The sequence below is a fragment of the Psychrobacillus sp. 05T411 genome (assembly GCF_056396485.1).
This window is the reverse complement of sequence record NZ_JBFTLO010000002.1, coordinates 130,143-143,007: the sequence shown is the minus strand read 5'-3', so window position 1 is coordinate 143,007 and position 12,865 is coordinate 130,143. Positions and strand designations below refer to the sequence as shown.

Genomic DNA, 12,865 nt, shown 5'->3' with positions numbered 1-12,865 from the left:
CGCTGATGAATTTAAACGCTCTTCACGATTAATTTGAGCTTTATAATATTTTACGTTCAACAGAATTAATTGAGTGAGGAGCAACTATGTATTCTATAGGGATGTGGGTTGAAGAAGATAATTAAAATCATTTCCCAGTGTAAATAATATCCAGGTTTATTCAACAAACGTGAATGTTGTGATTTTCACGTTTGTTTCTAACACAAGGAACAAATTTCAAATAAGAATGCATTATCGTTTGTAGAATAAATTAAATATATTCTGATTACGTAAGTAATTGAGATGATATTATTATGAATGGTTATATCTCATGCAAAGACGAAGAACAAGTCATCAACATATTGCATACGGAGTTAGGAAGAGGGATTGATTAAAGTGAAATTTGAAGAAATTTATTATAGATTTGATAAAAAAATAGAACCCTGGATGCTTTTTTCTATGAAACTAGGAAGTTTTTTAAATAAATATAGTCGAGCTAATAAATCAACAATTAATATTTATTTATCGTTACCTAACGCGTTAACTTTCTCGTATTTCTTATTACATGGTATGTTTGATGCTCATATGGAGCAGACGATTAGTAGTACAATGGTTGCGAAAAGATTCCAAAAGCTAGAGAGTGGAGCTATTGTCTATTATTTAGATGGAGATCAATGGAAGAGGTGTTCTGTTCAAGGAGTATTAAAAGATTTTACAGAAAGTTGCCCATGGCATCTACTTATTGCTAATAATGCAGGTGTGACTGATTATGTACCCTATTATAAATGGGAGACGCATATTATTATTACAAATCGAAAATTAGATCGAATTTTAAATGCACGTGTTGTAAATAATATTGAGAAAATTTCGGGTCCTTTAACAAAAATATATTCCTCACAAAAAATAAATAAGCGTGAAATGCTTAACGTTCCAAGTGCGTATATTATTGGAAATCGAACGGAGTTTGATATGTACTCGGATTACTTTTGGCTGCAATATCAAGATGTCGAATTTTATCATGGAGATATATTAAAAGATGGTTCTATGCAAACGTTTCGTAATATTCAATGGATGATGAAAGATGATAAAGATACGTTTCATTTAACTGACAGTGACTGGTTATTGATGATTGGCGCCGCAAAAGCTGTTGCGAGAATGGATGAGTTTAAAGGAATAGGTAAAATTATTTTAGACGACCAATTTGAAAACGTAGAAACTTCTGAAATGTTACGAGACGCCATTGAGCAAGATGTTATTTTGAACAAGAAAACCATTATTACAACTGAAATTGTTGAGCAACTACAAGGTGCACAAATAGAAATACCAAAAGGGGTGAGCTTACTTGCTTGGAAATAATAAAAAATTAAATGTAGAATTGACAAATTTTTTATATGAAGAGAGTAAAAAAGTTTATTTCAAGCATGTACAACAGCAAGAAATCGCCACATTATATGAATGTATGAAGCAATTTAGTCGTGAAATTAGGGAGCGATATGAGTATGAAGATTATCTAAATGAAATGTTCCGAGATATTCGAAAAAGTTTAAATCGCTTTTTTACTAGCTTTGATGAATATAGCATTTTGTTTGAAAAATATTTCGCTGAAATTATCGAGCGATTTAAAGAGTTGCGCGTACAATATTCACAGTTATTTAATACATATGGGCGTCCCCTTATAATCTCTTTAAAAGATATTAGGGATAATTATATTCAAGATAATTTTTTGCAAATGGAAGTGAAAAAGCATATTAATAGTCACTTGAATCAATGTATTGTGACGCGTTTTGACAGTGCTATTAAAGACATAGATGGTGTACCTGTTTTACGTGCTTCGGAATATTTAAAGGGCGGAAAGATTTATGATGAAGTGTTTATTATTGGTTCGCCAGAGTTTTATGATGAGCGCTTATCGAGAGTGTTTTTAGCGAGAGTAACACATTTTATTAGCTTTGATATCTTTCAAAATAAAATCCGTAAAACAAAGCCATTTAAGAATATAAAGAAAAGCGATGTAATAGATAACATGTATGAAAATGTCCAAATATTCAAAGGGATAGACGGACAGGTGTTTGAAGTAGACTTCGGACAAGCGCAGGAAGAGCAGTTTCAAAAGGATGAGATTATTTCGCGTCATGAGGAAAATGCACAAAAGATAAATGCTATTGATAGAATGGAAGCGAATTTAATTGTACTACATAATAATTATTATACATTTATTCCGATTGATTCAAAAGTGCGTAAAATTGACCGCGAAACATTACATCTGTCGAGTACAAAAATAAAAGATATAGAGCCAGGGGATTGGCTACTTTTCCGTAATAATACTAATACAGATTTAATCATCGAAGTAGCCAATCAGTTGCTGGGAGAAGAGCACGTTAACCATCGCAAATGGCAAAGAGTATGGAAAAGAAGGCTCCGACGTCTTATCGAAAAAAACGGTGAGGAAAAAATAATTCGCTATTTAAAGAAAAATGGTATTACTACGGCTAACCCTCAGAATTTACGTAACTGGATAAAAGAAGACAGTATTTCGATGCAAGTGTTTGATCAGTTACTTGTTGCCCTAAAGTTTGATGAAGAGACACAGAAAGAAATTCAGGAGTCTTCCAGAATATTAACTTCTAAACATATTCAAGCAGGACGTTTTATAACAAAACAGTTATTAAATGAACTAGATGAAACGGTCGTTGAAAATTTGATTGATAACCGTTATGCGACCTTTACATCGCCTTTAGTAGAAGGAGCATCCTTCAACATAGAGGTTGTAGAAGAAATCGACTACTCACCGATTATGGTAGATTATCGAGATGTATTTACTATTTGGAGGAATTAATAATGAACTTAACAATGGACAAGTCACTTCTTAATCGTGAAAGAATGATTGATGCAGCAAAAGTAGAAATTGTGGGACCAAGCGCAATACATGACTTCTCGTTACCTTTAAATGTGATAGGGGATACAGAACTGGCAGCAGACGAAGCATATAAAAATTATTACTGGTCGAATGGTGGCGTACAAGAGGAAGTTTTACAGTATGAATACCCTTCGCGTCGTTATGCAGCAGGTGTACTATTCCCAATTGATGCAACAGTAGGAGAAACAGTAGGTAATGAAGTCGTATTGGAAAATGCTACTGAAGAAAAGAAGCCTGTTGAACGAGATGCCATAGTGGAAGAAGATTCGGAAGAGGTTGCGATTCAAAATGATGAGCGACTACCATCTTCTTTAGGTGTGACATGCAACATTAGTAATGATACTAAAATACTGACTGTTAAATTAGAAGGTGCACGTTACAAATCGCATATGATTACGATTAAAGGAAAAGGGAATCGGAAATGGTGGCTTCGTGAGACGGTGGATTCAAAAGTGGACTTGCAAGTGGAGGATTTGCTAGAGCAGCGTGTATATAAACAGCGTCTACGGCTTTTCAATAAGCTAAATGAAGAGATTACTAGTATTCATATGGAGCTTCATATCCAGTGCCGCGAAGTTTATGGTCAACGTTTAACGACTGTAACAGTAACGAATCGCTCGAAAACAGGTAAAAAGGAAAGCAGTCAATCAGATGAAGTGATGTTATTCCAGGCAGGGGTTATTTTACAAACAGATGAACAAGGCAAGTTTATTAGCTATCCTAAGCATTATCAGCGAAATTTACCAATGACAGATGATGAAGCAAATGACGAGTTATTATATCGTAATAAAATCAACTATGCGTTTGGCCACGGTTGCTCTATAACCTGGGATGATGCTGAAGTAGTTAGAGAGATTCGGTCAACGTTTATCCCAACGTATGAAACAACAAGTATGACACCTGATGTAGATGTGATGATTGATGGGAAATTAGAAAAAATCAATATTAAAATGATAGATTTGGTCAATGCGAAATCTATTGCACAATTAGAAATGATTCTAATGCCAATTATTCATGGCTATCGTCAGTGGATTGATGAAAGAGAGGTGAAAATTCCTATACTGGATGCCAAGTTACATAATGCCGCAATGTGCAACTTAAATTTATGTAGGGAAAGCTTAGTAAGAATGGAAAATGGCTTGCAGCATTTAAAGAATACACAAGTGAAAGATGCGTTTATCCTTGCTAATAGAGCAATTTTATTGCAACAAGTAAATGGTAAAAAAACTCGTACAGCAACAATAAACGGTTCAGAAATTACATTTGATATACCGTATGAAGATACTGTATTTAAATTAGATAAATTGCAAACAAGTACAAATAGTTGGCGTGCATTCCAAATTGCGTTTTTCTTAATGTCGCTCGATTCGATTGTAAATGATGAGTCACTTGAAAGAGATATTGTCGATTTAATCTGGTTCCCAACAGGTGGTGGTAAGACAGAAGCGTATTTAGGTGTTGCTGCATTTGAAATGTTCTATCGCCGTATTTTAAATCCTCAAGATGCTGGCGTGGACGTTATAATGCGCTACACATTACGTTTACTAACAGCAGATCAGTTCCAACGTTCTTCACGTTTAATGTGTGCAATGGAAGTGATTCGAAGAGAACAGCCACAATATTTAGGAAAAACGCCATACTCAATTGGGATGTGGGTTGGGGGTAGTACGTCACCAAATAGTTATAGTGTTGCATTTGAGAAGCTACGTGGAATAAAGCAAAGTAGAAGAGATAGTGAATTCGTTGTATCGAAATGTCCTTGGTGCGGTTGTACACTTGGAAAAATAGGCAATGGCAAAAATACGTTAATTGTAGGCTATAAAAAGGTAGGAAGCCGATTCGTGACATTTTGTCCTGATACGGAATGTGATTTCTCCGCTGAAATTCCTGTATATTTTATCGATGAAGCTATTTATGAGTATAAACCAACATTTTTAATAGGTACGGTTGATAAATTTGTACAACTGACATGGAATCCGAAAGCAAGGGCTATTTTCGGGATTAGCGAAAACGGAGAGCAATTGGTGACACCCCCCAATTTAATTATTCAAGATGAGCTCCATCTAATTTCTGGACCTCTTGGAACATTAGCAGGGCTCTTTGAAACAGTGATTGAGGAATTATGTACAAAAACGGTAAAAGGAAAGCGTATAAAACCGAAAATTATTTCAGCGACAGCTACGATTAAGGAATTTGGAATGCAGGCAAAATGTTTATTTGGTCGTAAGCAAGCAAAATTATTTCCAAGTCCAGGGCTAGATATTGACGATTCCTTTTTCGCAAAAGTGGCTGTTGACGAAAATGGAAAGCCGTTACCTGGACGAAAATATGCAGGAATTTTCACATCTAATGTTGGGTTGTTAATGGCTCAGGTTAAAGTATTTTCAGGTGTACTACAAGAAGGAAATCAACTTCCGGTGAATGAACGAGATCCGTATTGGACATTACTTTCATTCTATAATAGTTTACGTGACTTAGGTGCTGGCATTAATTTATGTTCAATGGACATACCAACCTATATGCGCTCCATTCAAAATCGAGAAGGATATCAAGAAAATCGTTTTATCAAAGATCCTCTTGAATTAACTTCGCGTATGCAAAGTGATGAAGTAACAAAAACCATTGATAAATTGAAAGTTGAGCTAACAGTGAAAAATCAAAAACAAGTGTTAGATGTATGCCTAGCTTCCAATATTATTGAAGTAGGTGTCGATATCGACCGCTTATCGATGATGACCGTTGTGGGACAGCCGAAAACAACAGCTCAGTACATTCAAGTAACAGGTCGTGTGGGACGTCGCTGGATGGAAAGACCGGGAATTATTTTTACACTGTACTCGAACCGAAATTCACGTGATAAGTCACATTTTGAACATTTTATCGAATATCATCAACGTCTCTATGCGCAAGTTGAAACGACAAGCGTGACTCCGTTTTCTGATGCGAGTTTAGACCGAGGTTTAAATGCAGTTATCATTGCATTTTTAAGGCAGCGTTTTTCAAAAGTAATGGCGATGGAACCGAATGTAGATGAGTATATTGCGATAAAAAGAGATGAAAGTTTTAAAGATTTTGTTAAAAAGCTCACTGCTCGCGTAAAGTTGGTTGATGAAGAGCAAGTGGAATCGTTTAAAAACGCATTTTTAAAGTTTGATAAATTAATGCTAAGTGCTAAATTTACTAGTTGGAAAGCAAGTGATGAGGATGCTCAAGGTATGATGTATATGAGTGGCGACCCGATTGCCTCAAAAGTATATCCAAATGCTATTCCAATGATTAACTCACTTCGAAGTGTCGACGCTACAAGTCTTGGAAAAATAACTATGGATATTTCAAATGTAGATGTAACATCTACGAGTATAGATGACGATTTGGAGGATTTATTATCATGAGAAGGTTGCCTTTAAGAAGAAGTCAGCTCATAGGATCGAATGGTCCAGGCTCTTTAATTGTAAGTCCTGAAGGAGAGACTGCAATTGTCGGTGCATTAGATTATTGGTTTACAAAAGAAACGAAGAATGAAAAAAATCGTGTGGAATTTGAAGTGTTTGAACCTCGTCTAAAAGGGTTTTTAGGTGTTAACAAACTTTATTTGCCTCCAGATTATCGCAAGGCGCATGAAGATACAGCGAATTCGAATTTAATGATACCTTTATTACGTTTTCCGTTATGGCACTATTGTCCGTTTTGTAAGGAGTTGCATCGTTTAAATTATAGTGCGGAAAGTTCACGTAAGTTTTGTAGAACGTGTAATGAGAATCGTTATATGAAGCAAGTACCGTTTATTACCATTTGTAGGGAAGGACATATTTCTGATTTCCCTTGGGTTGAATGGGTACACAGCGGACAGGAATGTACAGGCACAATGACATTAAATACAAGTGGTGGAGCAACGCTTGATTCTTGGTCTATTAAATGTTCATGCGGAAAAAATCGTTCCTTACGTGGTATTACCGCTAAGCGTGAGAATAGTTCAGTAATAACAGAAGAATTATATGGAGATGAGCGCAAATTTATATGTAAAGGTCATAAAGCATGGTGCTCGGATGAATTTGAGCCATGTAATGAGCCAACTGTTGCTATTTTACGAAACTCTATCAACGTATATTTGCCACAAAAGGTAAGTGTTATTTCATTGCCAGGTGAAAAGAATCATAATGTGGATATGTTATTAGATTTTTTACAGCGTCAAACAGTTGTACATGGGCTAGTCCAATCTCAGAATAATATAAAGGATAAAGTAGAGATGCTTTATAATGCAGCAAGTTCACAGTTAGTTGTGTCGAAAGAAGATTGTGAAAAGACCATTCTTTACATGGAATCGAGTATGAGTGTTGATGATGATAACGGTGATTTATCTTCCCCTATGATTTTACGAGAAAAAGAATTTGATGTTTTACAGTCTGCTCAGAACGAAGAGTATTTGAAAATTTTTGAAGAGTGGTCGAATGAAGATGCCGATGCCGAAGACTATGCAGGTGAATATACAAAGTTCATTAAAAAAATTAATCGTGTAACAAAGCTTCGTGAGACTGCTGCTTTAGCAGGTTTTAAACGATTAAGTTCAGTTGAAGAGGACGGCTCTTACAAATTTAAACCAAGTTATGATTTAATGTATCATAAAGAAATACCGAACGAGAAAAAGTGGCTACCAGCGTATAGCGTTTTTGGTGAAGGGATTTTCATTCAATTTGATTTGGTGGAAATCGGTAAATGGGAACAAAAAGTTGAAGTGCAACAATACTTTGAAAAATATTTAGATCGTATTGCCAATATGAAGCATTATATGCCGGAAATTATTAATAATCCACGAAATATTATGATGCATTCACTTGCTCATTTAATTATGGAGGAAATAGCGAATACAAGTGGGTATAATATGGCTTCTATTCGTGAGCGTCTATATATGAATGAAAATCAAGCTGGTATACTTATTTATACGTCTGCAGGTGACATCGAAGGGACATTTGGTGGTCTTGTACGCTTAGGAAATAAAATGAAATTTTTCCATATGCTCGATAAGGCCCTTGGGAAATCACATTGGTGTAGTTCGGATCCGGTTTGTACGGAGCTAGGTATGACGATGGGGCAAGGCTTACACGGTTCGAATGGCTCAGCTTGTTATAATTGTATTTATATTCCTGAAACGTCCTGTGAATGTGGGAATATGTATTTAGATAGAACTCTATTGAGTGATCCAAAGTTAGGTTTTTTTCAACTTAATAAAATATAGATTATATTAGTTCTTTGTTATCAAAAAAGAACCGCTTATATTGTCAAAAAAAGCATCGGGAATTCATTTCTCAATGCTTTTTTAATTTATCTTTAGAAGGGTTAAACTGAAATGTTTATAAAAGCTGGTTGGTGTTCAAGAGGGGAAAGAAATTCAATAGTCTTGCTTTTAGTGAAAAAAAGTAAAGACAGTAGATAAACTTAAAAATCTTTAAATTTGTCTACTGTCTGAAACGCATAGCTCGAGTTTGTTTTTTGCATTACTCTGAAAAGGAAATTTTAGTTCGAATTGTAGCTCGATGAAAACGTAGGTATTCTTCTTGTTCAGGAAGTATATTTATAGTCATTTGTTCACTAATATGTAACCGTTCAAACTCAGAGGATGGTAGTTCATCTGATATGAGAATTTGACCTTTTTCATTAAAACTAATATAACCTTTATCAAATAAAGCATCATGGAAGACACAAAGAAGGAACCCATTATTATGATCTGCTTTTTGAGATTCGTCAGCAATAGCCCAAGGAACAATATGACTTGCTACCAATAATGAAGGTAAAGATAGCCTGCACAATTGGCACCCAGACTCACGGTCTAATAGTTGACTACGAAATTTCGCTTGAGTTTTACGATATGCTGTCATGCGATACCCTGTGTTTCTGGGAGGATTAGTTATATCTGAGTTAGGAAAGATACCATTAACATCATTATTGGGAGGTAGTTTTCTAGTTTGCAAATAATTATGCCAAACAGTTGGTATATATTTGCTTTCGAAATTACCAACTTTCAAGTCGTAAAGCCATTTACGTGGAACAGGAACCTCAAGAATTGTAAAACTGGCTACATAATTTTCGTACTCACCCTCTCCACTTTTTATGAATTTTCCTAACTCTAATGCAGTATTCAATGGTGTTTTTTCAACAAAGGGAACTGCTATTCCAATAAATCGTGCATCCTTTCCATTTATACGTTCAAAGTAAAAGAAGGGAGCAATATGTTCATGGGTATTACTATAAGCCCTATGAAAGTATTTTTCAAAAGCTGCATTTCCTTTTTGTTTAGTATCTAAATAATGTTTCTTACAATCTTTGTTATCACCATAATAGTTCAAAATTTTGGTTGAACTATTAAATTTATTTGGCCAGTCTGAATCACTTTTTGTATCTAATATAATTAGAAAGGCTTCTTCATTAATAAAAGAAGGATTGTTTTCAATCATTGCTCTACGGATTCCACCTTGATTACCAATACCTCTCAAGTTATCAAATTTAAAAATATTACTAATTACTTCATCTGCAAAAAAGCCGCCTGTTAATCCAGCTTCAAATATTTCTCCAGGTATTAAATCAGAGTTTCGTAAGTTTTTAAATTCTACCATTATTAACACCTCAACTATTTAATTGGTACTCATTAAATATAATCTATAATAATGATGTTTTTCGAACAAAGCATCCTAGATGCATTATTTCAAAGGATATCCCTAATGATATGATACATTTTTTGTACAGTATTTTTGAGGATATTATCCTCTAGAAATACCAAATAAATTAGACAGTTTAGATAGATAATACTATACTTAAATGAATAATAACTACTATTTTATTAGATTTTTCATAGATTTTAAAAAAATATTTGATATAACAATTTAAATGCAACAGGAGTGAGTATATGGCGAATTTTTATAATAAGTTTGAATTGCAAGTAGTGCTTTCCTTTTTAAAATCAGCTGAATACATAGAACAACAATTAGCAGCCAAATATATTGAACCGGACTTCCAGCGGGTTGAATATCGTAAGTTTAAAAAGCGACGCCCTTTACTTTTGAAAGAACTGTACTTATTAATACTAGAGCTTCAGGATTTACCCTCAGTGAAGGAGTTTGAAGGGGCTTATATCCGTCGACATAAAATTAGGGAAATAGAGTACTTTAGCGAAATTACCGCGGTGCGTAAGGCATACAATTCGCTAGTTCGAGATTTGCATTTTTACTTTTTGCTAAAGGAAAGTGGTAAGTTTGACAATGTCGAAATCAAATATCGTTTCGATTTACAAGCACAGACGGATATTTTACTACAGAAGGGCGACAAACGACTAGGATTGCAGCTGTTCACGGGTGGTAAAAACATGAAGGAAAGAAAGCAACAGCATTACAGAAAATATAAGGGCAACAACAACTATGAGCTGCTTTACTTCGGTACAGAAGGGAAGGGTGAGCGTAAACGGCTAACGACGATTTCTGGCTCAATCTACACGCTCTATAGTGAAAGTGACGTTGATCTTGTGTTAGAGGCTCTACAAAATAGTAACGACATTGTGCCTTCATTAAACGATGACAACTTTGACGAGTTCGATGATTTTGTTGAAAGCATTCCTTTAACGCTGCCGCCTGTGAAAACGAATGATGTGGCAAAGCATTCGGTATTGGAAATTGGAAACGTTTCAGAAGCTGAAGTTAAGCAGAAAAAAGAGGACTACGGGCGTAAAGGAATCGTCTATTATTATTGCGATTTTAGTATCGACCACAACATATTTATTTACGATGGGAAAGACTTTGAAAAATACGAGCCATTATTGAAGAATCAAGATTCCGAAACCTTTAACATCGATCAATATAAAATAGAACACGAGTTAGCCGCTGCGGATATTGCAGTAATGGCAGGTGCCGGCTCAGGGAAAACGTATACGCTCGTGTCACGTACTCTTTATTTATTGAACATGGGATACATCGACCATGTAAATGAAGTGGCAATGATTACATTTACGAACGAAGCAGCAAATAACATTTTAGAAAAGTTGTCTGAGCGCTTCATGGATATGTATGAAAAAACAAAGGATAACCGCTTTATGCGTTATTTAGAAGAGCTTCGTGAGATGAAGATTATGACGATTCCGGCCTTTGCGAAGTTTGTGCTAAACGATTATGGTCACCATATTGGTCTTGGTCAAAACATAACCATTTCAGCATTGACGATGAAAAAACGTGAGTTTATCGAAAAGCATTTAAATGATGCATATTGTTCAAACACTTATGATTCGAGTGTTTTAGAAGGAATCGAATATTACCAAGTGCGTGATTTTGTTACGACCTTTGCGGACAAGCTTGAGCAAAAGGGTGCGTTCGCTCAGAGCATTATAGACAAAGTATCGCCGACGAATTCATTTGAAGCGTTAATGGTGAATACGCTTACGGGTGTTGAAAAAAGTTTAAACGACTATAAGCAAGAGCGCGACGTTTTAGGTTTATCGGATTTAACAAGATATTTGAAGCGCTTAATCGATAGCGATCGGTCAATGGAAAGCTTAAGCAAAAAGTTCCGCTATTTATTTATCGATGAGTTTCAAGATACGGACAGATTACAAATCGAATTCATAGCCAAATTAAGCATCAACGCCAAAATTCCATTATTAGTCGTAGGGGATATTAAACAAGGGATTTATCGATTCCGTGGTGCAAACGTGACTGCCTTTGAACTTATTTCCAAGCAGCTGGAAGAATCGAAGCGCGTTGTCGTAAGTCATAAGCTTGTGAAAAACTATCGCACAGCGGAGGACGTATTAAATGAAATCGAGAATATCTTCACTAACTGGCGAAAACTTGGTCATTTAACAAACGATGAGCGCATGAAATCAACTCGTCCGAAAAGTCTCGCGAAAAAAAGCTACATCCAATGTGATAACCCGATTAGCTTGGAGGCGATTTTAGAACTATACAATGAAATGGTACAACGCCCGAAAGAAAAAGAAGACGATACTCGCGTATTAAGTATATTAGTCCGAAAGAATAGAGAAGTCAGTGCGATTAATGATCTATTGACTGAGCAATGCCGGCGCCTTAAGATTCCAATCCAAATCGTGAAGGAAGGGACGTTATTTAAAACCACTGCTGCAAAGGATATAAATGCACTTCTTTATTCATGGTTAAACCCGGATGATTCGCTTGCGCTATTTGAGCTTTCCCAAACGGCATTCTGTAGGCCAGTTGATTTGCCCGAGCTAAAGGAGGAAGATGGCTGTTTTAAAATGGACGATTTAACCTTCGAAGTTCCGATTACATGGGAAAAGGCGCTCGAGCAATTTAAGCTAGCTCCAGCCAATATTGTCTTAAATGATTTTTTATCAAACACACCATTTAAAGATAATTTGGAGACGGCTAAGGTACCAGACAAAAAAGCAGCAAACCTATTAGAAAATGAAGAAAAGCAATACATTTTAAACTTACATAAAATTATGACGTTAATGAACAATGCTTTACAAAATGAAAATACGGATTTGTATTCATTGTACAAATGGTTAAGCGTTGAAATCGCCACGAATAATCGTGACGATGAGGCGGAATTAACGGACGCAGATTTCACGCAGGATTATATTAAAGTGATGACGGTTCACAAATCAAAGGGACTTGAGTTCAATACGGTTATTTTGCCGTACGTTCATGAAAAATTCGTGTTACCGTATGCGAGAAATAGCGAAATTCTTGTAGAAGCAGACGAAGAAAATAACGTTGACTATGCTTGGTATTTCAAAGCTGGAAAAGATTTTGAAAATGTAACGGACAACTACAATGAAATGATGAACAATGAAAAACCACAGCTTTTAAAGGAAGAAACGCGAAATTTATATGTAGCATTAACCCGTGCGAAGGAATGCCTCGCAATATTCGATATGGAAAAACCTGTTTCTACTTATCATGCACAAAAGCCAAACACATGGCATCACCTTATCAAGGGAGGTCGCTAACC

Annotated in this window: 6 protein-coding genes; 5 read left to right on the top strand and 1 reads right to left on the bottom strand. The window is 35.5% G+C overall.

The genetic code is table 11. From position 1 onward, the window contains the following. The first annotated feature begins 438 nt into the window (after positions 1-438). From AC1DFT_RS02145 to drmB, 4 genes are read left to right on the top strand one after another with little or no spacing between them, the layout of a single operon-like run. The gene (locus AC1DFT_RS02145) at positions 439-1,335 is read left to right on the top strand and encodes a hypothetical protein (protein ID WP_477917179.1); all 897 of its coding nucleotides are present in this window, start codon (positions 439-441) and stop codon (positions 1,333-1,335) included. Beyond that, positions 1,322-2,815, top strand: a complete 1,494-nt coding sequence (locus AC1DFT_RS02140) for a hypothetical protein (protein WP_477917177.1) — start codon at positions 1,322-1,324, stop codon at positions 2,813-2,815. The genes AC1DFT_RS02145 and AC1DFT_RS02140 overlap by 14 nt, the downstream gene beginning before the upstream one ends. Before the next feature lie 2 nt (positions 2,816-2,817). Continuing rightward, complete coding sequence (locus tag AC1DFT_RS02135) at positions 2,818-6,288, top strand: helicase-related protein (RefSeq protein WP_477917175.1); 3,471 nt, start codon at positions 2,818-2,820, stop codon at positions 6,286-6,288. Continuing rightward, positions 6,285-8,129 carry a DrmB family protein gene (gene drmB, locus AC1DFT_RS02130; RefSeq protein ID WP_477917173.1) on the top strand — a complete coding sequence of 615 codons (1,845 nt, stop codon included), beginning with the start codon at positions 6,285-6,287 and terminating at the stop codon, positions 8,127-8,129. The genes AC1DFT_RS02135 and drmB overlap by 4 nt, the downstream gene beginning before the upstream one ends. 259 nt (positions 8,130-8,388) lie before the next feature. On the opposite strand, the gene AC1DFT_RS02125 is transcribed toward drmB, so the two are convergent. After that, a complete protein-coding gene (locus tag AC1DFT_RS02125; RefSeq protein ID WP_477917172.1) occupies positions 8,389-9,504 on the bottom strand; it encodes an HNH endonuclease in 1,116 nt (371 codons plus the stop codon). 290 nt (positions 9,505-9,794) lie between these two features. On the opposite strand from AC1DFT_RS02125, the gene AC1DFT_RS02120 reads away from it, so the two are divergent. Further along, positions 9,795-12,863 carry a UvrD-helicase domain-containing protein gene (locus AC1DFT_RS02120; protein ID WP_477917170.1) on the top strand — a complete coding sequence of 1,023 codons (3,069 nt, stop codon included), beginning with the start codon at positions 9,795-9,797 and terminating at the stop codon, positions 12,861-12,863. Positions 12,864-12,865 lie beyond the last annotated feature (2 nt).

What these genes read in the sequence shown, in the direction of transcription:
- AC1DFT_RS02125 (WP_477917172.1), bottom strand. Translation starts at nt 9,504, where the DNA reads ATGGTAGAATTTAAAAACTTACGAAACTCTGATTTAATACCTGGAGAA.
- AC1DFT_RS02135 (WP_477917175.1), top strand. Translation starts at nt 2,818, where the DNA reads ATGAACTTAACAATGGACAAGTCACTTCTTAATCGTGAAAGAATGATT.
- AC1DFT_RS02145 (WP_477917179.1), top strand. Translation starts at nt 439, where the DNA reads ATGAAACTAGGAAGTTTTTTAAATAAATATAGTCGAGCTAATAAATCA.
- drmB (WP_477917173.1), top strand. Translation starts at nt 6,285, where the DNA reads ATGAGAAGGTTGCCTTTAAGAAGAAGTCAGCTCATAGGATCGAATGGT.
- AC1DFT_RS02120 (WP_477917170.1), top strand. Translation starts at nt 9,795, where the DNA reads ATGGCGAATTTTTATAATAAGTTTGAATTGCAAGTAGTGCTTTCCTTT.